This window comes from Pseudomonas sp. JL23 (assembly GCF_056933585.1).
The window spans coordinates 3,368,903-3,392,324 of the sequence record NZ_CM167795.1; the positions used below are offsets into that span (position 1 = coordinate 3,368,903).

At 59.9% G+C, this 23,422-nt stretch carries 23 protein-coding genes and 1 pseudogene; 13 read left to right on the forward strand and 11 right to left on the reverse strand.

Translation table 11 applies throughout. The features are described 5' to 3' along the window. Positions 1-160: 160 nt before the first annotated feature. Positions 161-1,192, reverse strand: a complete 1,032-nt coding sequence (locus AC1Z24_RS15550; RefSeq protein ID WP_483746421.1) for a LacI family DNA-binding transcriptional regulator — start codon at positions 1,190-1,192, stop codon at positions 161-163. A 326-nt stretch (positions 1,193-1,518) separates the two neighbouring features. On the opposite strand from AC1Z24_RS15550, the gene AC1Z24_RS15555 reads away from it, so the two are divergent. The 7 genes from AC1Z24_RS15555 (at position 1,519) to AC1Z24_RS15585 (ending at position 9,666) form a co-directional block, all read left to right on the forward strand. Further along, complete coding sequence (locus AC1Z24_RS15555; RefSeq protein ID WP_483746422.1) at positions 1,519-3,192, forward strand: ABC transporter substrate-binding protein; 1,674 nt, start codon at positions 1,519-1,521, stop codon at positions 3,190-3,192. Positions 3,193-3,329: 137 nt separating this feature from the next. Beyond that, on the forward strand, positions 3,330-4,283 hold the full coding sequence (locus AC1Z24_RS15560) for an ABC transporter permease (protein ID WP_483746423.1): 954 nt from the start codon (positions 3,330-3,332) through the stop codon (positions 4,281-4,283). 2 nt (positions 4,284-4,285) lie between these two features. Next, a complete protein-coding gene (locus AC1Z24_RS15565) occupies positions 4,286-5,179 on the forward strand; it encodes an ABC transporter permease (RefSeq protein ID WP_483746424.1) in 894 nt (297 codons plus the stop codon). Positions 5,180-5,181: 2 nt separating this feature from the next. Beyond that, positions 5,182-6,225, forward strand: coding sequence for an ABC transporter ATP-binding protein (locus AC1Z24_RS15570; RefSeq protein ID WP_483746425.1), 1,044 nt, complete (start codon positions 5,182-5,184; stop codon positions 6,223-6,225). Beyond that, positions 6,222-7,229: an ABC transporter ATP-binding protein gene (locus tag AC1Z24_RS15575; protein WP_483746426.1), complete on the forward strand. Its 1,008-nt coding sequence runs from the start codon at positions 6,222-6,224 to the stop codon at positions 7,227-7,229. The genes AC1Z24_RS15570 and AC1Z24_RS15575 overlap by 4 nt, the downstream gene beginning before the upstream one ends. Next, the gene (locus AC1Z24_RS15580) at positions 7,226-8,404 is read left to right on the forward strand and encodes an amidase (RefSeq protein ID WP_483746427.1); all 1,179 of its coding nucleotides are present in this window, start codon (positions 7,226-7,228) and stop codon (positions 8,402-8,404) included. The genes AC1Z24_RS15575 and AC1Z24_RS15580 overlap by 4 nt, the downstream gene beginning before the upstream one ends. Continuing rightward, a complete protein-coding gene (locus tag AC1Z24_RS15585; protein WP_483746428.1) occupies positions 8,401-9,666 on the forward strand; it encodes a Zn-dependent hydrolase in 1,266 nt (421 codons plus the stop codon). The genes AC1Z24_RS15580 and AC1Z24_RS15585 overlap by 4 nt, the downstream gene beginning before the upstream one ends. On the opposite strand, the gene AC1Z24_RS15590 is transcribed toward AC1Z24_RS15585, so the two are convergent. Then, positions 9,650-10,117 carry a thiol-disulfide oxidoreductase DCC family protein gene (locus tag AC1Z24_RS15590; protein WP_483746429.1) on the reverse strand — a complete coding sequence of 156 codons (468 nt, stop codon included), beginning with the start codon at positions 10,115-10,117 and terminating at the stop codon, positions 9,650-9,652. The two genes, AC1Z24_RS15585 and AC1Z24_RS15590, sit on opposite strands and share 17 nt — an antisense overlap. 964 nt (positions 10,118-11,081) lie before the next feature. On the opposite strand from AC1Z24_RS15590, the pseudogene AC1Z24_RS15595 reads away from it, so the two are divergent. The 5 genes and pseudogenes from AC1Z24_RS15595 to AC1Z24_RS15615 all read left to right on the forward strand — a co-directional run. Next, positions 11,082-11,237 (forward strand): annotated as a pseudogene (locus AC1Z24_RS15595) (hypothetical protein); the annotation flags it as partial. A 201-nt stretch (positions 11,238-11,438) separates the two neighbouring features. Continuing rightward, entirely contained in the window at positions 11,439-12,146 is a 708-nt protein-coding gene (locus tag AC1Z24_RS15600) for a methyl-accepting chemotaxis protein (protein WP_483746632.1), read from the forward strand. 253 nt (positions 12,147-12,399) lie between these two features. Further along, positions 12,400-15,366 (forward strand): LodA/GoxA family CTQ-dependent oxidase, encoded by a 2,967-nt coding sequence (locus AC1Z24_RS15605; protein ID WP_483746430.1) that lies wholly within the window; start codon positions 12,400-12,402, stop codon positions 15,364-15,366. Continuing rightward, on the forward strand, positions 15,366-16,475 hold the full coding sequence (locus tag AC1Z24_RS15610) for an NAD(P)/FAD-dependent oxidoreductase (RefSeq protein WP_483746431.1): 1,110 nt from the start codon (positions 15,366-15,368) through the stop codon (positions 16,473-16,475). Before AC1Z24_RS15605 ends, AC1Z24_RS15610 begins: the two co-directional genes overlap by 1 nt. Before the next feature lie 51 nt (positions 16,476-16,526). Further along, the gene (locus AC1Z24_RS15615) at positions 16,527-16,808 is read left to right on the forward strand and encodes a hypothetical protein (RefSeq protein ID WP_483746432.1); all 282 of its coding nucleotides are present in this window, start codon (positions 16,527-16,529) and stop codon (positions 16,806-16,808) included. 142 nt (positions 16,809-16,950) lie between these two features. Here AC1Z24_RS15615 and AC1Z24_RS15620 read toward each other — a convergent pair whose 3' ends face one another. The 3 genes from AC1Z24_RS15620 to AC1Z24_RS15630 all read right to left on the reverse strand — a co-directional run bounded on the left by AC1Z24_RS15620 (position 16,951) and on the right by AC1Z24_RS15630 (position 20,441). Then, positions 16,951-17,820 carry an isocitrate lyase/PEP mutase family protein gene (locus tag AC1Z24_RS15620; RefSeq protein WP_483746433.1) on the reverse strand — a complete coding sequence of 290 codons (870 nt, stop codon included), beginning with the start codon at positions 17,818-17,820 and terminating at the stop codon, positions 16,951-16,953. Between the two features lie 522 nt (positions 17,821-18,342). Then, positions 18,343-19,272: an NADP-dependent oxidoreductase gene (locus tag AC1Z24_RS15625; protein ID WP_483746434.1), complete on the reverse strand. Its 930-nt coding sequence runs from the start codon at positions 19,270-19,272 to the stop codon at positions 18,343-18,345. Continuing rightward, on the reverse strand, positions 19,269-20,441 hold the full coding sequence (locus tag AC1Z24_RS15630) for a zinc-dependent alcohol dehydrogenase (RefSeq protein WP_483746435.1): 1,173 nt from the start codon (positions 20,439-20,441) through the stop codon (positions 19,269-19,271). Before AC1Z24_RS15630 ends, AC1Z24_RS15625 begins: the two co-directional genes overlap by 4 nt. Positions 20,442-20,881: 440 nt before the next feature. Between AC1Z24_RS15630 and AC1Z24_RS15635 the strand changes: the two genes are divergently transcribed. Continuing rightward, entirely contained in the window at positions 20,882-21,130 is a 249-nt protein-coding gene (locus AC1Z24_RS15635) for a hypothetical protein (protein ID WP_483746633.1), read from the forward strand. A gap of 164 nt (positions 21,131-21,294) precedes the next feature. On the opposite strand, the gene AC1Z24_RS15640 is transcribed toward AC1Z24_RS15635, so the two are convergent. From AC1Z24_RS15640 to AC1Z24_RS15665, 6 genes are all read right to left on the reverse strand, one after another. Then, positions 21,295-21,729, reverse strand: coding sequence for an HhH-GDP family DNA glycosylase (locus AC1Z24_RS15640; RefSeq protein WP_483746436.1), 435 nt, complete (start codon positions 21,727-21,729; stop codon positions 21,295-21,297). Then, positions 21,726-21,875 carry a hypothetical protein gene (locus AC1Z24_RS15645; protein ID WP_483746437.1) on the reverse strand — a complete coding sequence of 50 codons (150 nt, stop codon included), beginning with the start codon at positions 21,873-21,875 and terminating at the stop codon, positions 21,726-21,728. The genes AC1Z24_RS15640 and AC1Z24_RS15645 overlap by 4 nt, the downstream gene beginning before the upstream one ends. Positions 21,876-21,983: 108 nt before the next feature. Beyond that, the gene (locus AC1Z24_RS15650) at positions 21,984-22,424 is read right to left on the reverse strand and encodes a DUF421 domain-containing protein (RefSeq protein WP_483746438.1); all 441 of its coding nucleotides are present in this window, start codon (positions 22,422-22,424) and stop codon (positions 21,984-21,986) included. 7 nt (positions 22,425-22,431) lie between these two features. Further along, entirely contained in the window at positions 22,432-22,935 is a 504-nt protein-coding gene (locus tag AC1Z24_RS15655) for a hypothetical protein (RefSeq protein WP_483746439.1), read from the reverse strand. Between the two features lie 11 nt (positions 22,936-22,946). Continuing rightward, entirely contained in the window at positions 22,947-23,159 is a 213-nt protein-coding gene (locus AC1Z24_RS15660; protein WP_483746440.1) for a hypothetical protein, read from the reverse strand. A gap of 31 nt (positions 23,160-23,190) precedes the next feature. Further along, complete coding sequence (locus tag AC1Z24_RS15665) at positions 23,191-23,412, reverse strand: PLD nuclease N-terminal domain-containing protein (RefSeq protein WP_483746441.1); 222 nt, start codon at positions 23,410-23,412, stop codon at positions 23,191-23,193. Positions 23,413-23,422: the final 10 nt, after the last annotated feature.

Sequence of the window (23,422 nt, forward strand, 5' to 3'; positions counted from 1 at the left end):
ACAGGCTCCGGGCGCTACAGACATCGACTCATAACCCAGACAGGGCAGGGTGCTGAATTACTTTTTCATGATCACTACCGTCGGCACACCCCCAGACCATTGCGGCCGAAGCGTTGCGCGTGGAGTGCCTGTTTCCGGCCGATGACGAAACCGAAGCCCGTCACCTGGAGCTGATGGCCTGAGGCTGCACGCTGCTGCCGCGTACCGTCAGGACGACCGGAAAACGGTGAGACTGCACCGGTTCTCCGGCGATGCGCCTGAGGAGGGTTTCCACGGCGCGAACGCCTTGTGCATGCATGCTGGTGCTGATACTGGTCAGTTGCAGGTGCGCGGCCAGCGGCGTGTCGTTGTAGCCGACCACGGCAATATCGCGCCCGACCGCCAGGCCACGGTTGCTCATGGCGCCGAACAGGCCGATGGCAAGGAAGTCATTGACCGCAAAGATTGCCGTAGGCGGCTGCGGATGGGCCAATAGCTGCTCACCAATGCTGAACCCCGCCTGAGTATCGAAGTGACCGGTGATGATTCGCTCAGGTGCAATGTCGATCCCGTGCTCGCGGTAGTACCCGACGAAGCTGGCGGTCCGTTCCCGGGCATTGCTGCTGTGGGCTTCGCCCGCAATCACCGCAACCCGCGTATGCCCCTGAGCGAACAAGTGTTCAGCGGCCAGGCGTCCGCCCATTTCATCGTCTGCCGTGATTGAACAGTGCTGACCGCGCCTGCGGCTGACCAATACGAAGGGCACTTGCCGCTGCTCCAGCTCTTCGAGAAAACCCGGTTTTGCGCTGCAATGCACATCACTGATGATCAAGCCTTCGACGTTGCGCGCCAGTGCACGCTCGGCCAGTTCGCGCTGCCGCTCGGGGCGATCCAGGGTGTTGGCGACGAAGGAGGTGTAGTGCCGGGCACTGGCGGCTTCGTCTATGCCTTCATACACCGTGGCCAGGACAATGTCCGACAGCCTCGGCACCAGGATCGCGATCTCGCGGCTGTGCCGGGTCTTGAGGGTGCGGGCGTGAGTGTTGGGCTGATAGTCCAGGCTTTCTGCCAGTGCGCGAATACGCTCGATGGTTTCCTTGGACGCGGCGCGCCCGGCGTGATCGAAGCTGCCATTGAGCACCCGCGAGACCGTGGACACATGCACGTTGAGTTGTTGGGCAATACCGCGCAGCGTGGCCGGACGTCTGTTCATGGGGTGCCTGAAAACGCAGGAGAGCAGGGCGCAAATACTCGCATTTAGCGGTGTGATTGCACAGGTTGCGCTGTGTCCGTAGAAGGCGGACAGCGCGTTTGCGCCAGGATGGAGCGCGGCGTACCAAAAGATTGCACAAACGTTTGGGTTACGCTACCCAAACGTTTGGGTGAGTAAATTTTTCAAATGTTGGTGATTTCTAACTAACTGAAATATAGGCAAATCCTGGCAGCCGGATAAGTATTGGGGAAGACGCCGGTGCAAGTTGGTATGAGCATTGCGTTGACCTCGTCAGCTCTGCTTACCTGACTGATGGGAAACTCGCCATGACGCTTGCTTCAGCATTTCGCGCACGTAGTTTTACCCGACTGGCACTGGCCTCTTCGGTCGTGATCGGTGCCTTGTCGCCACTCACCGCCATGGCCGAAAGCACGTTGCGGATCGCCATGACCGCCGCCGATATTCCGCTGACCCACGGTCAGCCGGATCAAGGCTATGAAGGCAACCGCTTCACCGGTATCACCATGTTCGACTCCCTGGTGGAGTGGGATCTTTCCCAGAGCGAGAAGCCCAGTTCACTGGTGCCGGGCCTGGCCACCGAATGGTCGGTCAAGCCCGATGATCACACCCAGTGGGTGTTCAAACTGCGTCCGGGGGTCAAGTTTCATGACGGCACCGCGTTCAATGCCGATGCCGTCGTGTGGAACGTCAACAAGGTGCTGGACAAGCAGGCGCCGCAATTCGCTCCGGGGCAGATTGGCGTAACCGTATCGCGGATGCCGACGCTCAAGAGCGCGCAGAAGATCGACGACCTGACCGTGGTCCTCACCACCAGCGAACCGGATGCAGTGCTGCCGTTCAACCTGACCAACCTGTTCATGGCCTCGCCCACGGCCTGGCAGAAAGATTTTGCCGCCGTGCCTGCCACCGTCACCGACCCGGCCGAACGCTCCAAACTGGCCTGGACTGCATTTGCCGGTCACTCGGTCGGCACGGGTCCGTTCAAGATGGACCGCATGGTGCCGCGTCAGGAACTGGTGCTGGACAAGAACGCCGGTTACTGGGACCCCAAACGCGTACCCAAGGTTGATCATGTGGTGTTGATTCCGTTGCCGGAAGCCAACGCTCGCACGGCGGCCTTGTTGTCTGGGCAGGTGGACTGGATCGAAGCGCCCGCGCCCGACGCCATGGATCAGATCAAGAGCAAGAAATTCAAGATCTACGCCAATGCCCAGCCGCATATCTGGCCATGGCAGTTCTCCTTTGCGCCGGGCTCGCCGTGGCTGGACAAGCGCGTGCGCCAGGCCGCCAACCTGTGCCTGGATCGCAGCGAGTTGAAAGCTTATCTCGGCGGCTATATGCAGGAAGCCACCGGCACCTACGAGAAAGACTCGCCCTGGTACGGCAACCCGGACTTCAAGATCCGCTTTGATCAGCCTGCTGCGCAAAAGCTGATGACCGATGCAGGGTTCAGCAAGGACCACCCGGTCAAGGTCAAGGTGTTGACGTCCGCCTCGGGTTCCGGGCAGATGCAGCCGCTGCCGATGAACGAATACATTCAACAGAGCCTGAAAAACTGCTACTTCGACGTCGATATCGCCGTGACCGAATGGAACACCCTGTTCAGCGGCTGGCGTCTCGGTGCCAAGGACCCGGCCGCCCAGGGCGCCAATGCGATCAACGTCAGCGCTGCAGTCATGGACCCGTACTTCGGCATGGTCCGCTTCGCCAGCGCCAAGGCGTTCCCGCCGGTGTCGAACAACTGGGGCTACTTCAGCACACCGAAAGTCGAGGAACTGATCACCTCCGTGCGCAACTCGTTCGATCCCAAGGCGCTGGATGAGGCTGCGGGCAAGCTCAATGCGGCCATCGTCGACGAAGTCCCGTTCCTGTACGTCGCCCACGACATGGGCCCGCGCGCCATATCGCCGAAGGTCAGCGGTGTGGTGCCAGCCCAGAGCTGGCTGATCGATCTGGCGCTGGTCTCCAAGCAGGATTGATAAACGCATGTGTGGGAGCGGATTCATCCGCGAAGAGGTCGCTACCTTCACCATTTCGCTGACTGACAGCCTGTATCCGCGAATGAATTCGCTCCCACAAACACGGGCCATACCTCTGACTGACAGGAACCGACCTTATGCTTGCCTATGTCCTGCGTCGTCTGTTGCTGACGACGCCCATTCTGTTGGGCGTGGCACTGGTGTGTTTCATGCTCGTGCACATGGCCCCCGGCGATCCGCTGGTATCGGTGATGCCGCCGGACGCCTCCGAAGCCCTGCGCGAACAGCTGATTCAGGCCTACGGTTTCGATAAACCGTTGCCGGTGCAATTCGGCCTGTGGGTCTGGCACGCGGTGCAGGGCGATCTGGGCATGTCCATCGCCAGCGGCCGCCCGGTGGCCGGGGAAGTGCTCGGCGCCGTAAGTTACTCCCTGCGCCTGGCGATCCTCGCCACCTTGATCGGCTTTGTGCTGGGCAGCCTGTTCGGTTTCGTCGGCGGCTATTTCCAGGACAGCTGGCTGGACCGCGTTGCATCCGCCTGTTCGGCCATCGGCGTCAGCGTGCCGCATTACTGGCTGGGCATGCTCATGGTGATCGTCTTTTCCTCGCAACTGAGCTGGCTGCCCGCGACCGGTGGTGGCCCCATGGGGCAACTGGCGTGGGCGTGGGACTGGGCGCACTTGCAGTTCATGATTCTGCCCGCGATCACCCTGTCGGTGATTCCCACCGGGATCATCGCCCGCACGGTGCGTGCCCAGGTGGCGGAAACCCTGTCCCAGGAATTCATCATCGGCCTGCGCGCCAAGGGGCTGGGCGAATGGGGGCTGTTCCTGCATGTGGTGAAGAACGCCGCACCCACGGCGATGGCGGTGATGGGCCTGCAGATCGGCTACCTGATGGGCGGCTCGATTCTGGTGGAGACCGTATTTGCCTGGCCAGGCACCGGCCTGCTGCTCAACTCGGCGATTTTCCAGCGTGACCTGCCGCTGTTGCAGGGCACGATCTGGGTCCTGGCGCTGTTTTTCGTCGTGCTCAACCTGCTGGTGGACATCCTCCAGACGTTGCTCGACCCACGAATCAAAAGGGGCTGAGCATGAACCTGTCGATGCTGCGTCCGTCCACCCCGGCCATTGCGCCGGTTGAAAGTTCGCCGGGCTACTGGCGTGAAGTATTTGGCCGGGTCCGTCGCGATCCGGTGGCCCTGGCGGTCGCTGCGGTGATTCTGCTGCTGCTGATTCTGGCAGTACTGGGCCCGTGGATCGTGCCGGGCGATCCGTTCACCACCTCAATGTTCAAGCGCCTGAAACCCATTGGCACTCAGGGTTTTCCCCTGGGCACCGATGAGCTGGGCCGCGACCTGCTGTCACGCCTGATGCTGGGCGCGCGGCTGTCACTGTTCATGGGCATCACCCCGGTGATCCTCGCCTTCTTCATCGGCGGTGCCATCGGCGTGATTGCCGGTTACTTCGGCGGCCGCCTGAACAGCCTGATCATGCGCAGTGTCGACGTGTTCTACGCCTTCCCCTCGGTGCTGCTGGCCATCGCCTTTTCCGGTGCCCTGGGCGCCGGGGTCAATAACGCACTCTTGTCGTTGACCCTGGTGTTCGTGCCGCAAGTGGCGCGGATCGCCGAAAGCGTCACCACTCAGGTGCGCAACCGCGACTATATCGAGGCGGCGCGGGCCTCCGGGGCGGGGGCGTTCACTATCATTCGCACGCAAGTGCTGGGTAATGTGCTGGGGCCGATCTTCGTCTTCGCCACCGGCCTGATCTCCGTGTCGATGATTCTCGCCTCAGGCCTGTCGTTCCTCGGCCTTGGGGTCACACCGCCGGAGCCCGAGTGGGGCTTGATGCTCAACACCCTGCGCACGGCCATCTACACCCAGCCGCTGGTGTCGGCGTTGCCTGGCGCAATGATTTTCATCACCTCGATCTCTTTCAATGTGCTCGCCGATCGCTTGCGGGCGGCCATGGCAATCAGGAGCTGAGCATGACCAAGCTTGATATTGGCGGCCCTGCGCAGCCACTGTTGACGGTGACGAAACTGGTCAAACACTTCCCGGTCAAGGGCGCGCTGGGCAAACGCAGCGTCGTGCGTGCGGTGGATGGCATCGATTTCACCGTGCGCAAGGGTGAAACCCTCGGCGTAGTAGGTGAGTCCGGTTGCGGCAAGTCCACCACCGCACGGCTATTGATGCAGTTGATCGAGCATGACAGCGGCGAACTGGTGTTCGATGCCATGACCGTTGGCGGTCATCAGTTGCCGTTGCGCGATTACCGGCGCCAGGTGCAGATGGTGTTTCAGGACAGCTACTCGTCCCTTAACCCGCGCATGACCATGGAGCAATCGGTGGCGTTCGGGCCTTCGGTGCATGGCGTCAGCCAGCGCGAATCGCTGCAACGCGCCCGTGATCTGCTGGGCCGGGTAGGCCTGGAACCAACGCGCTTCGCCGGTCGCTACGCCCATGAGCTGTCCGGCGGCCAGCGCCAGCGAGTGAATATCGCCCGGGCTCTGGCGGTGGATCCGCGTCTGGTGATCCTCGACGAAGCGGTTTCGGCGCTGGACAAGTCCGTGGAAGCCCAGGTTCTCAACCTGCTGCTCGACCTCAAGGACAGCCTGCAACTGACCTACGTGTTCATCAGCCATGACTTGCATGTGGTGCGCTACCTGTCCGACAGGATCATCGTCATGTACTTGGGCGAGATCGTTGAAGTCGGCCCGGCGGAGTCGCTGTTCGCCTCGGCGCAACATCCCTATACCCGCGCCTTGCTGACGTCCATGCCGTCCATGGACCCGGCGCAGCGCACACTGGTTTCGCCGCTATCCGGTGATCCACCAAGCCCTATCGATCCGCCATCAGGTTGCCGCTTTCACACCCGCTGCCCCCACGCTGAAGCCATTTGCGCGCAAATGGCGGTGCCGTTGACCCTGATCGACGACGAGCATTATGCCGCTTGCCTGATGGTCAAACCGGGGGCAGGGCATAGCCGCAGTCCGGCGGCCGAACCGATTTACCAGGGGGCGCAGGCATGAACGAACAACCCATGGTCGATGTGCGCGACCTCAAGGTGCGCTTCAAACGCGGCGGGCAAACCCTGTCGGCGGTCAATGGCGTGAGTCTGCAAGTGGCGCAAGGTGAAGTGCTGGCCTTGATCGGCGAGTCCGGTTCCGGCAAGAGCGTGACCCTGCGCGCGCTGATGCGTCTGCACTCGGAACGCACCACCCGTATAGAAGGCAAAATTGAGATTGCCGGGCAGGACCTCATGGCCTTGTCCGGCAAGCAATTGCAGGCGCTGCGTGGGCCGGTGGCGGCGATGATCTTTCAGGAGCCGCTGCTGGCTCTGGACCCGGTCTACACCATTGGCCAGCAGATCATCGAAGCCCTGCGCCGTCATCAGCCCATGTCCCACGCAGAGGCGCGAACCGCAGCTGTGGAGGCCTTGCGTCGGGTACGTATCCCCAGTCCCGAGCTGCGCCTGGACGCCTACCCCCATGAGATGTCCGGAGGTATGCGGCAGCGGGCGATGATTGCCCTGGCGCTGTCGTGTCAGCCAAAGCTCCTTCTGGCGGACGAGCCCACTACGGCCCTCGACGCCACGGTGCAGATCCAGATTCTGATTCTCCTTCGCGAGTTGCAGCAGGCCTTGGGCCTGTCGATCATTTTCGTTACCCACGATATTGGCGCGGCGGTGGAAGTCGCTGACCGCGTCGCGGTGATGTACGGCGGCCGTATCGTCGAACAGGCGCCCCTGGCCGAACTCCTGAATAACCCGCAGCACCCTTATACCCGTGTGCTTTTGGGCACCAGACCGAAGGAGGGACTGCGCAAGGGCGAACGCCTGACCAGCATTCCCGGCGCACCGCCGGACCTGGCCAATCTGCCGGCCGGTTGTGCCTTTGCGCCACGCTGCCTGTTGGCCAGCGACCTGTGTCAGCGCCAGGTTCCCGCCATCGAAGACGTCATTGCCGAACATTCAGTGAGTTGCCATCACTGGAACCAGGTGCCTGTTCAACTTTCTCGCGAGACTTTGTCATGAGCGATTCTGCGTTTGCCTTCATGCCTTATCCGGCCGTCGATGTGCCCCGTGCGGCAAGCGGCTTGCTGACGGGCTACACCTTTGCTGCCAAGGACCTGTTCGATGTTGCCGGCTACCCGACCGGGGGTGGCAATCCCCATGTATTGGCGATGTCCGGGATCAAGACCGCCACGGCACCGGTGATCCAGTGTCTGCTGGATGCCGGAGCCGAGCTGATCGGCAAGGCCCACACCAACGAGATGGCGTTCTCCATGAGCGGCAAGAACGCCCATTACGGCACACCGCGCAATGGCGCGGCCCATGACCGTATCCCCGGCGGTTCTTCTTCCGGCTCGGCGTCGGCGGTCTCCAATGGTTTGTGCGACTTCGCCATGGGCAGCGACACGGGCGGCTCGGTGCGCACGCCTGCCAGCTACTGCGGCCTGTTCGGCCTGCGCCCCAGTCACGGGCGCATCTCCCTGGAGAAAACCCAGGCACTCTGTGAAAGCATGGACACGGCCGGTTTTTTCACCCGCGATGCTGCGTTGTTCGGGCTGGTCGGCGAGTGCCTGTTGGGCGACGACCCGCAACCTTTGCCCGACGCTCCCGAGTTGCTGATCAGTGATGAACTGTTTGCCCTGCTGCCCACTGCATCTCTGGATGCCCTGGCGCCCGCTATCGCGCGGATAAGCGCCCACGCTGGCCCGTTGCACACGTTGAGTGGGGAGTTGCCGTCGTTGAAGGAGGCCTACTGGGCGTTCCGTTATATCCAGGGCCGCGAAGCCTGGCTGGCCCAAGGTGAGCTCATCGAACGCGAGGGCCTGACCCTCGGTCCGGACGTTGCCGCACGTTTTGCCTGGGCCAAGGCTGTCACCGATGATCAATATGACAACGCCTGCGCCTTTCGAGAAGACTTCGCGGTGCGCTGGAAAGAACTGCTGGGCAACCGGGTGCTGGTGATGCCCACGGTGCCGGACATCGCACCGCTGCTGAGCGCCAGGGATGAAGAGATCGAAGAAACCCGGCAGATCTCCCATCACCTGCTGGCGATTTCCGTGTTGTGCCGCACGCCGCAACTGAACATGCCGCTTACCATCAAGGATGGCGCACCCCTGGGCATCTCTTTGATGGGCCCGTCAGGCAGCGATTTGAGCCTGGTGCGCCTGGCCGTGGCCATTGCCGGGAGCGCCGCATGAACACTCGACTCAGTCCCGATGCAACTTTCGACAGCAGCGCGCCGTTGATCAATAGCCAGCGCCTCTGGCAGTCACTCATGGATCTGGCGCAATTGGGGGCGACAGCGAAGGGCGGCGTGTGTCGTCTGGCGCTGACCGATCTGGATCGCCAGGCCCGGGATCTGTTCGTGCAATGGTGCGAGCAGGCCGGTTGCAGCGTCAGCGTTGACGCCATCGGCAATATCTTTGCCCGGCGTCCCGGTCGCGATCCGCAGCGTGCCCCCGTCATGACCGGCAGCCATATCGACACGCAGCCAACCGGTGGCAAGTTCGACGGTTGCTTTGGCGTGATGGCGGGGTTGGAGGTGATCCGCACCCTCAATGACCTGCAGCTGGAAACCGAGGCGCCCATCGAGGTGGTGGTCTGGACCAACGAAGAGGGCTCGCGCTTTGCGCCCTGCATGATGGGGTCGGGCGTCTTCGCCGGGAAGCTGGACCTGGCCGAGACCCTGGCCAAGCAGGACGAACAAGGTCTGATGGTGGGGGAGGAATTACAGCGCATCGGTTACGCCGGTCACCGCGCGGTACTCGGGCACCCGGTGGGGGCCTACTTTGAGGCGCACATTGAACAGGGGCCGATTCTTGAGGATCAACGTAAGACCATAGGCGTGGTCATGGGTTGTCTGGGGCAGAAGTGGTTCGACCTGACCCTGAGCGGTGTCGAGGCCCATGCAGGTCCCACGCCCATGTCATTGCGCAAGGACGCTTTGGTCGGCGCCGCCGATGTAGTCACCGCAGTGAACCGCATCGCCCTGGCCAGTCAGCCCCATGCCTGCGGTACGGTCGGCTGTCTGAATATTCATCCCGGCTCGCGCAATGTGATTCCCGGTGAAGTGAAAATGACCATCGACTTCCGTCATTTACATGCTGACAAACTGCAAAAGATGGTCGACGACCTGCGCCAGGTTATCGAGCAGACCTGCCAGCAGCACGGCCTGACCTTCGAGTTGACGCCGACGGCCGACTTCCCGCCATTGGACTTCGCACCTTTGTGCGTCGATGCCGTGCGCCAGAGTGCCGGGCAACTGGGCCTGAGTCATATGGACATTGTCAGTGGCGCGGGGCACGACGCGATTTTCATCGCCGAGCTTGGCCCGGCCGGGATGATCTTCGTCCCTTGTGAGGGCGGCATAAGCCATAACGAAATCGAAAATGCCACGCCGCAAGATCTGGCGGCTGGCTGCGCGGTGTTGCTCCGGGCGATGGTCAGGGCCGCTCGGTAATGTTTTCGAGTTTAGCGTTGAGGAAGCGTCGCTCGTGTTCGGGCGTCGGCATCAGACACGTATCGTAGCGCCCGAACCAACGATAACGATTGCGCGCGATGCGGTCGTAGACCCAGTCGCGCCAATTGCGCGGGATGAAACGGGCAAGCCGCAGCCACCGCCAAGGGGCGGAGAAATGTCCGACGATCGCCAGAAACCCGTCCGAGCGTACGAACAACTGGTTGTTGCGGATAACCGCCATGGTGTTGAAATGGTCGAGGGGCAGGCCGGCCCAGGCCAGCAGTGCCTGGCCTTCCGGTGACTGCACCGTGGCCAGTTTGATCCCCTGTTGTTGATCATGCTCAATGATGAATCGGGCCGAACCATTACAGAGTTTGCAGACACCGTCGAAAAGCACCACCGTCTCGCCGGGCTTGAGAAAGGGCGCGGATTTATTATCAGACACGGTCATTTCTCAAATCCATCGAATGGGCAAGGTTGGCTGGACTTAAGCTCGTCACAAGCCAATTGTAAAATAGCCATTAATTTATGCATAACGCTACAAGTTGGCACTGATTTTTTTTTGCAATCCCGGGCGGATTTAAGACGCTCGTAATATATTGCGGCGCTGACGAATACCTCCTATGTTAGGGGTGTTTTCCTTGAATCAGAAAAACAATATAACTATAACCTGACCACTTGGACAACAACCACTCTTCTGGCGATCTTGTCGAGATGGCAGGCCTATCTGCAACTACTTAAATTCATTGACAAAGAGTGCCCACGCCATGTCCATTCAACGGTTTTTCAACCTCATTTTCTTCGTGATCATTGGCTGTGCAGCCCTGCTGTGCGGCCTGATCCTGTTGCTGGTCAACAATCAGCTGGCCCTCAGCGACCGTCAGGACAACCGCTACCAATCCTATTTATTGGCCGATCAGTTGCGTCAGAGTTCGGATGATCTGACGCAAATGGCACGGGCGTTCGTGGTCACCGGCAATCCCGATTATGCGAAGCGTTATAACGACATTCTGGATATACGTAACGGCAAACTCGCACGCCCCTTGGATTATCAACGGCCCTACCTCGATTTTTTATTGGCCAATGAATCGGCGCCCCGTGGCAATGGCGATAGCGTTGCACTTAAAGAACTTATGCGTCGCCAGGGCTTCAGCAGCGCCGAGTTCGATAAGTTGACCGAGGCCGAAGGCAAATCAAATGGTCTGGTCACTCTGGAAACCCTGGCCATGGATGCCGTGCGCAAACAGGGCGGGGCAGCGGCCGGTGGGGCGAACCAACCATTGATGCAGGTATACAGCCCGCAGTATTTCGCTGAAAAAGCCAAGATCATGCACCCGGTGGATGATTTCTTTCAGCTCCTGGAAAAACGTACCTCGGGTGAGGTGACCCAACTTCGTAACGTTGGCGAAAGCTATATGTACGCGGTCATCGCTTTGGTCATCCTGCTGATCATCGTTGCCGTGGTCGGTATTCTGGCGATCCGGCGTAAAGTCAGTGGGGCCCTGGAGCGCTTGACGGACGACGCCAGCAAGGTTGCCAATGGTAATCTGAACATCAGCATGAACCCCGACACCCAGGGCGATTTCGGCGAACTATCCAGCGCTTTCCACAAGATGGTCAAAAGTCTGAAAGAAGTGGTGGGCAGTGTGATTTCGTCCAGCGAGCAACTGCAGCTGTCTTCCGGCCAGTTAAAACAAGCAACGCTCAATACCCAGGCCAATATCCGCCAACAGGAAGTCCATACCAGCGAAGTGTCCACCGCCATCAATGAAATGGCCGCGACCGTGCTTGAGGTGGCCAGGCACGCCGCCGAAGCCGCCTCCACCGCACGTGAGGCGGACACTGCTGCCGCCGATGGCCAACGCTTGGTGGGTCAGATGGTTGGCACCATTCAGCAATTATCGGTGGATATATCCGGAGCATCGGATGTGGTGCGGGCCGTTGCGGGCGATACAGCCAGTATCGGTGGCATTCTCGAAGCGATTCGCGGCATCGCCGATCAGACCAACCTGCTGGCCTTGAACGCTGCCATTGAAGCAGCCAGGGCAGGGGAGCAGGGCCGTGGGTTTGCCGTGGTCGCCGATGAAGTGCGTAGCCTGGCTCAACGTACCCAGTCTTCGACCATGGAAATCCAGGGCATGATCGAGCGCCTGCAGGCCAGTGCACAGAAAGCCGTGGACGTCATGAGCCAGAGCAGTATTCAGGCCGAGAGCGGCGCTCGCCGTGCTGAAAACGCCACCGAGGTACTGAATCGCATCACTACGACTAACCAGACCATCAGCAGCATGTCCATTCAGATCGCCAGCGCCGCCGAACAGCAGGCGGTGGTGGCGCAGGACATCAGTGAGCGGGTAGAAAAGATCCGCAACCTGGCCAACGACAATGCCGCCAGCGCCAACGAAGTGAATGAATCGAGCATCAACCTCTCCGATCTTGCCGGCGAGCTGCATGCCCATGTGCGGCACTTTTCGACGCGCTGAACACCGGCGCTCTTGCGTAGGAGCAACTTTAGCCGCGAGGGCGACCTCCCGGCCAAAGCCGGTGCTGCGGGTGTCAGGAATATCGTGGTAGCGCACAGCTATAAAAATTTGCCCAACCGTGCGACTTTCCAATACTCGTCTATATTGCATGGCGATTTGCCTTCACACCCAAGCGGGTGGGAAGTGCGATCAAGGTCTCAGCGTAGAAGACCGATCCTCGACACCGATGATTTCGCCTGCAGGGAGTATGCATATGAGCAATGAAGCCGATCCGATTCCACCGTGCTTTGACCGTGCCGAAGAGGCACCCGAGCGCCTTACCGAGATGTTCGTCGGTATCGTCCAGGAGAACCGCATCAAACTGGGCCAGCGCCCGGCCGAACGTGCAGTGTTCCGCAAGCTGCACGGTGTTGCCAGTGGCCGTCTGGTCATGGAAAAGAATATTCCAGCCGAATTGAAAGTCGGTATTTTCGCCCATGACAGCCTCGATGCATGGGTGCGTTTCTCCAGTGATACCACGCCCACGTCGCCTGACCTGAACAGCACCCTGGGTATTGGCATCAAGCTATACGGCGTGCCGGGGCCCAAGGCCCTGGGTGATGACGGTGATACCGCAGACTTCATCATGCAGAACTTTCCGGTCTTCTTCGTCGACACCGCCAAGGACATGGTCGAGTTCACCTACGCCGGGGTGGTCGCCAAGGATTATCCGGGCTATCTGAAAAAACACCCGAAGACCAACGATATCCTCAACCGCATGGGAGACAAGGTCGAAGGCAGCGTACTGACCACCCAGTACTGGGCCATCCTGCCGTTTCATTCAGGAGAGCAGCATTACGTCAAATTTCGCCTCGATCCCGAGACGGTGCCGGAAAACATCCCCAATGACGCCACAGATTACCTTGCCGTAGACTTGGCCCGGCGCCTGGCCCAGCGCGAGTACAAGTTCCGTTTCATGGTGCAGTTGCGCACCAACCCGGACAACATGCCCCTGGACCAGGCCACCGTGGAGTGGCCGGAAAGCGAAAGCCCGTTCGTGCATGTCGCCACCCTGAGCCTGTCGCAGCAGGACGTTTGCAGCCGTGGTCAGGCCGAATACGGTCAAGGCCTGGGTTTCAATATCTGGCGCGTCCCCCTGGCGCAAACGCCGGTGGGCTCGATTGCCGAAGCGCGGAAAATGGCCTACGCCGCCGGTGCCCATGCCCGCCATGAAGCCAACGGCCAGGGCTTGCAGGATCCGCCCACACCGCGCCCGGCCTCATGCCCTTACTCGGGGGCGCAGACTTCAGCCACCGGCCAAAGCGAGCCGAAAGCCAAGGACACGTGTATCGTCAAGGCGGTGATTTACCCGGCCATTGGCGTAGCTCGGGTCGGGACCAGCGAAACCGAGTGGTTCGTCGGCCCCGAAGTGGACAATCCGCCGCCGGAGTGCGCGGGTTATTACCGCGACAAGAAAAAACAGCTCAAGCGCCAAGCTGCGCGTTTCCGCGTGTACGGTGTCAACGCCAAGGGTGAGATCGTCCGCGAACTCACCCCGGATAACGCGAAAATCAATTGGCAGGTGCAGTTGGGCAACGAAAAATCCGCCTGGTATGGCTTTCAACTGGCCCTGGATATTCCGGAGGCCGCCTCGGCGCCGCCTACCACCCTGCGCAATGCGGCGGTCGCGGACCGCCTGCAACTGGCCATTCGACCCAAGGCGCGCAGCGTTTCCGGCAAGAACGCCAAGCCGAAGAAATTCGACGATGGCCAGTTCATGGGCAAGAAGGTTTACCTCGGTGAGACCTTTACCGATGAAAGCGGGCGTCTGATCGTGCTCGGTGGTCACGGTGTTTCAGCGTCCTTTGATGACAGTCGGGCCATTACCTTTGCCAACAATGAAGGCTGGTACGACGATACGTCCGATGGGCCGGTCAATGCCGAGGTGATCTACGAAGGTCAGCCGCTGTTGGTCGATCCGGCGTGGATCATTGTCGCGCCGCCCAACTTCGGGCCACAGCGCAAGTCGGTGCGGACCATGTGGGACCTGATGCGCGACGTGGCCATCAGTGCGGGCACCTTGCCGATGCCGGTACGCCCCAGCTTTACCTTCGACATTCTGCCGCTGTTCGAGCGTCTGGCCGGCCTGCAATGGGTCAATGCCGGTTTCGCCTCCGGCTTCGGCTGGAAGGGCGCCAATGACCTGACCACGCCCCAGGCCCTGGCGCGTCTGTCCAGTGCCAGCGGTACCTACAACGAGCTGCGCCGGACGATCGCCAACCAGTTCCGCAACGACGCCGTGGACAGTTGGTCGCCCAAGCCCTGGCCGTGGTTGTACGGTGATGCCATGGCCGTACCGGCAGCGCATACACCCCGGCAAAACGCCTCGCTGAGCCCGACGCAATTGACCATGCTGGCCCAGTGGGCGGCGGGCGACTTTGTCGAGGACTATGACGCTGGCCGGGTATGGCCAGGCAAGCTCGACGAGGTGCCTCTGGCAGAACAGGGCGACATGCTGACCAAAGCGGCGCTGGAGTTCTGCCTTGCCGACGCGTTCCACCCCGGCTGTGAAATGACCTGGCCGGTACGGACCAGCACCCTGTACATGGCGCCGTTCCGTTTCGCCCATGCTCTGGAAGGCTGGGTTACGCCGGGCCTGGGCGAGACCATCACCTATGATGCGATCAACCTGCCCAATGGCCCACTGTGCGGCCAACAGCCGGGGGGAATCACTCGCTGGATGGCCGTGCCCTGGCAGACCGACACCGCCAGTTGCCGCTCCGGCTATGACAAAAGCTACGACCCTTACGTACCGTCGTTCTGGCCAGCGCGGGTACCTAATCAGGTTTTGACCCGGCAGAATTACGAGATCGTCATGGACGAGAACAAGCCGCTGGGCGAACGCCTGGCTGCCTTCGCCAACCGTGCGGCGTGGATCGAACCCATGGGCAGCACCAGCTACACCGACCAGATCAACAATATGATCCATCACTTCGACCATCTCGGTGTCGTCGAAGTCCATCCCGGCCCTGCTGACCGCGACAACTTCCCCGCGCAGATCGAAGTGGAAGACCAGCATATCCCGATCAAGGACATGCCTAAACCGGGTGCCAGCCCGCACACGAAGCCCCATGAGGAAACCTTGTTGCAGGTCGGCGCCCTGACCGGGCCGCGAGCGGAGTCGGTGGACATCATGACCATCGAGAAAACCGCGCGCTTCGGCCGTGGCCAGCCGCGCTGATGGCGGCAGCTATTGGCCTGACGGCTGATGTGCTGGTGCTTGGCAGTGGTCCTGCAGGCTGCTCGCTGGCGCTCAACCTGGCGCCCTTGCACAACGTCCTGATGGTCGACAAAGGGCAGGGCAGCGGGGCAGGCGTCGGCGAGTCGTTGCCTGCGGCGGCTGGGCGGCTGTTGCGGGATATGGGCTTGCTGGATGCGTTTTTGCAGCAAGACCATGCCCGCTGCGAGTCCAGCCGCGGTGTCTGGGGTCAGCCATGGGAGCAGCATGCCATGCGCAATCTCGATGGCCCTGGCTGGCATCTGGATCGTCGGCGTTTCGACGACTGGCTGCTCGGCGTCACGCAACAAAGGGGCGCGGCGCTGTTGCAGCAGACCCGGATGCTGTCCATTCACCGGCAACCAGGTGCCATACCCTGGCGCCTGGAGCTGCAGCGCGCGGGGCAACGGCTGAGCGTGCAAGCGCGCTTTGTCGTTGATGCCAGCGGCCGGAGCAGCGCCTTTGCCAGGCAACTGGGCGGGAAACGTCTGATCAAGGACAGGCTGGTATGCGGCTGGGTGTTCGGCCAGGACAGTGTCGCAGGCGGCATCAGTGAGTTGCACGGGGAAGCCCAGGGCTGGTGGTACACCTCGCCACTGCCGGGCGAGCGCAGGTTGCTGTCTTTTTATACCGATGCCGACCTCGATGCTGCCGCTTCGGCGCACAGCCGCGCGGGGTTGCTGGCTCGATTGCAAGAGGCGCCGCAGTTGTGCGAAGTGCTTGCTGCCCATGGCTTTACCGCCGACGGGCAACACGGGTTCTGCGCAGCTCATGGCGCCGCCCTGGAACAGGCCACGGGCGCCGATTGGTTGGCCGTTGGCGATGCCGCGCTGTCCTTCGACCCCTTGTCGGCGCAAGGGTTGTTCAATGCCCTCTACACTGGCCTGGCGGCAGCCGAGACGGCACATATGCACTTACAGGGCGACGTTGCTGCACTGGGTCGCTATCGGTCAGAGTTGCAGCGAATCGAGGCAGCCTATACCCGGCATATACAGGCCTGGTACGGCGAAGAACATCGATGGAGGGATCAGCTTTTCTGGCAGCGACGACAGGCAGCCTTGGCCGCGTCATAGCGATGCATTATCAGCAGACTTACAGGAGTTGCTCATGTCGGCGCGCTGGGCGTGCCGTTGCCTTGGGTGCCGCATATCAGTAGCGCAGACTTTGCTTTTCTCGAGACCGATCTGCGCATCAACGGCACCATTGGAGCGCCGCCGCTGGATAACGCCGTGTCCATCACCACGACCATCAATGAAACCATTGATGCATCGGTGTTTGATCGCAGGAGAAAAGACCCCGACTACCGTCCACAAAACCTTGCCGACTGGGCGGGGCGGCACAATGTCGATTCGGGGCTGGTGATGGGGAGTGTGCTGGCGGCTGACGGGACGCCGTTGGTGTCGTAAGGTATTTTTGTAGGACTGGCTTTAGCCGGGAGGGCGTCTTTGAGTCTGATAACGCTCTCTCGGCTAAAGCCGGTCCTACGGGTCAGGTGGTTGCCAAACGACAAGCCAATGTCATGGACGGAGCGGCACCCCGTACTGAACCTTATTCCTTCACATCCATAAACTCTTTCGCCCAGGCCACATAGCTTTCGGGCAGGGTGTAGGTATGGGTCAGTTCCGTGGCGCTGAGGTTCGAGGTGCTATGGGTGACCTGACGCTGCGCGCGCAGGCTGTCGTAGGTGGCCTTGATCGCCGCGAAGTAAGCGCCATGGCCCGCTACCACGACACGCACGCCGAGGCTCGCCAGCAGTTGCATGTCGGTGAGTTTGGGATTGCCATAGGTCACCAGCATCAGCGGTACGCTGAGTTTTTCCGAAATCTGCCGCAGATGCTCGACGTCTTTGATGCCAACGATGCAGATGCCGTCGGCACCGGCCTTTTCATAGGCCTGGGTACGCAGGATGGCGTCTTCTACCGACAACACACCGGCATTGGTCCGGGCAATGATCGACAGCTCCGGATCGACCCGAGCTTCCAGGGCGGCCTTGACCTTGCCGATGCCTTCCTCGATGGAAATCAGGTCCGTGGACTTGCGACCGAATTGCGCAGGCAGCAGGGTGTCTTCGATGGTCAGGGCCGCGACACCGGCACGCTCGAGTTCTTCGACGGTGCGCATTACGTTCAGGGCGTTGCCGTAGCCGTGGTCGGCGTCGGCAATGAAGGGCAACTGTGCGACACGACCGATGCGGGTGGCCTGTTCGACGAACTCGCTCAAGGTGATCAGGGCAAAGTCAGGTGCTGCCAGGACTTGCAGCGATGCCACCGAGCCACCCAGGATTCCGACCTCGAAACCCAGATCACCGGCAATACGCGCAGACATCGGATCGAATACCGAAGCGGTTTCAAAGCATTTCTGCGAGGCCAGCAGCTCTCGGAAATTACGGCGCAACGCTGAGTGGGAGATTCTGGACATGAGGTTTCCTGGTTCTGGTCATCATCGAACAACGATCAATGCCAATTCAAAAGTGGCGGCGAGACTACCATGTGGGAAAACACAGGGTTATGACGTTTGAGCATGGCCTATGCGTGAAACACATGAGGCGAATGCGGCGCTCGCAAACCTTTGCGGCGGCAGTGTAGAAAATGTAGTGGCGTTACTGGCCTGGCGCCAGTGTTTTCAGCAGGGCATCGCCCATAAAGCCGTTTTGCAGAACGAAGCGAGCAAAATACACGCACCAATAACGGGCGTTAAAAGCTGTTCTATTTACTGGCGCGTTTGGCGGAGGTGTTGTGCAGCTACGGAGAAGAGCTTGAGGGGTTGTCGGCACTCAAACTTCTGCATCTGCGATTGCCTGATCTTGATGTGTCTCAGCTGACGGATCTGCATATTCAGAAACGCACCCGGACCGAACAGGTCGACGGCGTGACCGGACGTTATCGGCAACCCTGAGCAAACCGGAGTAAATGGGGACCGGCTTTAACCGGTCCCGGCTGGCTAGCGGCGCGAAACCAACAACACCACCTTGCCATGTATGTGGTCATTGGCGACGCTGCTCAGCGCCTGAGCGGCATCCTCCAGCTCGTAGACCTGCTCGATAAACACCCGGACTTGCCCGGCTTCGATCAGCCCGGCAATTTCCGTCAGTTCCCGGCCATCAGGACGCGCCGTGAAACGCGTGCCGGTCTTGTCTTTGGCCTGAGGGTGGTGGGCGTCGGGCATTTGCAGGGTCGAGACCAGCCGACCGCCGCTGCCGAGTACCTGCCACGAGCGTTCCTGGGTTTCACCTCCGATGAGGTCGATCACCAGATCGAAGTCCTGGCAGATGTCCTCGAATTTCTGTTTTTTGTAATCGATGGCGCGGTCCACGCCCAGTTGCCGAAGAAAACCCATGCTTTCGCTCGAGGCGGTGGCATAAACCCTGGCGCCTTTGACCCGAGCGAATTGCACGGCAAAGTGACCGACGCCACCGCTGCCGCCGTGAATGAGGACTTTTTGCCCTTGTTCCACATGCCCGTGTTCAACCAGCGCCTGCCATGCGGTGTGGGCCGCCAGCGGAATGCCCGCGGCATGCTGCCAGTCGATGGAGGCGGGGATATGCGCCAGATTGGCGGCGGGCACCCTGGCATAATCGGCATACCCGCCATCGGCGCCTACCATGCCGAAGACGCGGTCGCCCTTCTTGAAACCGTTAACGCCTTGATCGACTTCCTCGATGGTCCCGGCGACTTCGCGTCCCAGTGTCAGTGGCAACTTATCCTCTGAGACCTCGGGGTATTGACCCTCACGGATCTTGAAGTCCACCGGATTGACGCCTACGGCCATGTTTTTGACCAGTACCTCCCCCGGCTGCAGTAAAGGGATTTTCACGTCGCTGAGGTGCATGACCTCCGGTCCACCAAAATGCTCTATGCGAATGGCTTTCATGGCTGCGTCTCCGATGCGGATGGGGTTTTCCCGGGTTCCAGCTTGACCTTGATCCAACCCGACTCATGCAGATCGAACGCGGAAAACGCGCTGATCGCGTCAGTAAGGGGTTCGCATTGAGTCAGGACTTTCGCCGGGTCGACTTTCCCGGCGAGGGTCAATTCGATGAGTTTGGGGATATATTTGCGGTGATGGCAGTTACCCATGTTCATGCGGATGTTTTTATTCATCGCCGCACCGATGGGAAAGCTGTCGAAACCTGCCGGGTAGACGCCGATAATCGACAGGGTGCCCGCCTTGGCGAGGCCTTCCACCGCCCATTGCAATGCCTGCGAAGGGGCATCGCCCGGCTGCCATTGCTCATGGCCATGGGGGTGACCGCCATGCCCATGATTGGCATCAATGCCCACCGCGTCGATGGCACGGTCGACGCCGATGTCGTCAGTCAGCCTTTGCAGTGCCGCTACAGGGTCTTCCTCCTCGAAATTGATGCATTCGGCCCCCAGATGACGGGCTCTGGTGAGTCGGTCGTGCAGGCCATCGATGGCGAAGACGCGCCCGGCCCCCATCAGCTTCGCGCTAATAATGGCAAACAGTCCCACCGGCCCGCAGCCGAACACTGCCACCGTATCGCCGTCTTCGATCTCTGCCATCTGGGCGCCAAACCAGGCCGTCGGGAAAATGTCCGACATGGCAATCGCCTGGTCGTCGTTAATGGCCTGGGGGAGCTTGATCAGGCCCACATGAGCAAAGGGAATTCGGGCTTTCTCGGCTTGCAGGCCATGGAATGGGCCAGTCGCCTTGGGCCCACCAAAAAACGAGGTGCCGGCCTTTTTTCCATTCGGATTGGCGACATCGCATTGCGCGTAGTAACCGGCCCGGCAGTAAGTGCAATTACCGCAGGCGATGGTGGATGGAATCAGCACGCGGTCACCGACTTCCAGATTACGCACATCCGCGCCCAAGGCTTCGACGATGCCGACGCCTTCGTGGCCCAGAATCGTCCCGCTTTGCATGTCCGGCGCGCTGCCCCTGATGAAATGAAGGTCAGTGCCACAGATGGCGGATGCGGTGATTCGCACAATGGCGTCGGTGGGCGCCTGCAAGGTCGGCTCGGGGACATCATCCAGGCGGATGTCGCCAACGCCATGAAATACGACTGCTTTCATCATTCACCTCTTTCAGTTGTCGAGGGTTATTGAAAAAGAGCTGTTAGTGCGTGTACTCATCAATGGATAAGTTGAAAAAGCAGTTGGTTTAATCGATATTCCTGATCTTCCGATAAACGGGTGTCGTTAATGAAGCGTTGTATATAAATACAGGGCCGCCTGTCCGTCGGATCGCACACGCCGCTTTATTCACTCTCCAATCTGAAACCCCGCAACGTTCAGAGGAGGCAGAAATGAAAGCGCGACCATCCATTGACACCGACTTGAGCAACCCCAACGACGATGGTTTCGTTCTGGGAACGGCCGGTCGTGATGAAGACCCTAACGCAGCGGCCAGCTATGGCCTGCATCGCGAACATTCAGAGCGTGAAATGTCGCTCAAAGACCGTCGCGGACTACCAGGCTATCCACAACACCCCCAATATGACTCAGAGGTGCACATGACTGATCAGGATCTGGAACGTGAAGTATTGACGCGCTTGTTACATGCCCATCCAAGCGGCCTTGGCAAGGAAATACTGGATAACTACCGAGGCGAGAAAGCCGTACTGGATGTTATAAAAAGTCTTGAGGAACGGAATTTTATCCAGGGTAACCCGGTAGCGGCGGAGCATCAGACATCAACTCTGGAATTTCCCGTCAAACTCACCAGTTCTGGTGTTGAAGAAGCAAAAAGGCTTGATAAATAAGGGCAGCGGACACGCGCCATTCATACAGTGAGTACCGGCTCTGGCCGGGAAGGCAACGGAATAAGCGATATCCTTATCGTCCCGTTTCAGAGTCTTCCCGGTTAAAGCCGGCTCAACCAAAAAGGGGCGTTAATGGCGATGGGGCCGAGGCACTGGCAGGCGCATCACCGATAGAGCACCTTGCCCGCCTCACGCATGAATATCTCCACCGTCTTCGGGCCAACCCCATCAAACTCCGCCAACCGCTGTTCGAACGCCTGGCGGTCTGCACTTGCAGCCTTGATATGGCTCACTTTGCCGTGATACTCGTCGTTAAGCTTGGCGACCAACGCCAGCAAACGCTGTGCAGTGGTTTCGTCGTATCGCACGTAATGAGCCTCGCCGAGCATCCTCACCAGATCACGATGGTTGCAGTTGGCCAGTTTGCGGGGCGTATCACGTTGATGCCTGTCGACGATGACCCTGTAAGCTTCGGCGGCGATAGTAGCCTGGATTCGTTTACCCATCAGGAAGCTGGCCAGCAGCCATTTAAACAAGCCGTCGTCGCTGCCGCCTTGAAAACTGATATGCAGATCCTCAGCACTGATGGTCTTGCTCATTTGCCATCCTTGGCCCTGTCGTTTTGCATTTGTACAGACGACTGCGTACCGTCGTTATTGGCCTTGGTTTTGTTGTCGGAATTATCGAAGCAGCCTTGCAGTACAAGCAGGCTGCACAGGGTGGCGCAAACGTACAGTTTGTTCATGATCTTCTCCTCGTTCTGCAAAAAATCATTAGTCGCTACGTTTCAGTCACTAAGTTTCGGTAATTTCATTGGCTTGAAGTTCCTCGCCTGATGCCGGGCGGACATGTATCACTGGCTGATGATGGAGATACGACCGTTGCGCTCGATAATCGCAAACTTGATTTGCTGAACCTGTTCAATGCCCTGCGCAAGCCGGGCGGCCTGCATGACGTCTTCTTCTTCGACCCGTGCCTCGTACATGCGCTGCTTTAGAAAAACCCCGTTTTCCACGATCACGGTCGGGCCGCCGTCAATGAGCATGCCGAGCTTTTTCGATCGACGCTTGGCCAGGGAAAAACCGACATCAATGGCAATCAGCGTAACAATTACCAACAGTGCGTTGACGATGGAAAAATCGTCTCCCAGCAGCGCCTGTTGCGTCGCCTCACCGATGATCATCAGCAGGACAAAATCGAACGAGGTCAACTCTCCCAGCGACCGTCGCCCGGAAACACGAAAGAGCACCATCAAGGCCAGGTAAATGGCGGCTGCGCGCAAGACTGCGTCCATGTCACACCTAGGGATAGATAAATTGAAAAATGGACAACTGCTCACCGCCCTCGATGGCGACCGTACTATCAAAGACGCCGAGGCCGTCGCTGCGCCAGGTAATATAGAGCGTACTTTCGCCGCGCTCATCGGTTGCCAATGTCAGCTTGATGCCCTGCGGGCTTGCCGCCGCAGCGGCGGGTTGGGGCTGCATCGATTCGACGCTGAAGCCTTCCATCATGGCTTTGCCGAGCACGATGGTCAGGGGGCCATCAACAGGCCCGTGGGCACGGATCACCATGGTGTTGACCGAGCCGTTTCGATGAAATCGCTCATATTCCACTGACAGATTTCCCCCAGGGCTGACGTCATGCATAGAGCTGAGCGGCCCTCTGGAAAACAGGCCGCACAGAGTCAGCACGACAACTGCCAGCAGCAGGTACCAGCCGATCCGCTCAAAGCGCCAGATACGCCGCTGAAAAGCTAAATCCTCTTCGACCGGCACCTGGCGATTTTCCATTTCATCCTGCATCAGCGACGCCTCTACTGCAGTAGGTCAACTCGCTCGAAGACACCAGCGCTTCTACCGATGGGGCTGGCGGTGCGCTCGTTGAGCGTCGCCGGACCCAGTCGACCCTCGCTATTGCCGGTTCGGGCGTTTTCACGCGGCCCATGCCGTTGGCTCATGAATCCTGTGTCTGGTTGCAGCGGCCTTTCCAGGCAGGGGGTGCGCACATCATCAACAAGCGTTTTCATGCTGATCTCCTTAATCATCGGCCAGCGGTCGCTAGCCCTTGCTGTGTTCCTTGGACGTGGGCTCTACGGCCACTCCGCGTGGCCCGGCGATGCCCCAGATGGCAAGCCCCAGCACGGGCAGGGCGAGGATCAACAGCGCCCAGCCGAGCTTTGTCTGCGAGCTTTTCGTGGTGTGCCAGATATTGGCGATGGCCCATAAATCCACCAGCAGAATGATGACGGCGACCGCGATAAAAAATACTGAAGTTTCCATTGTTCACCTC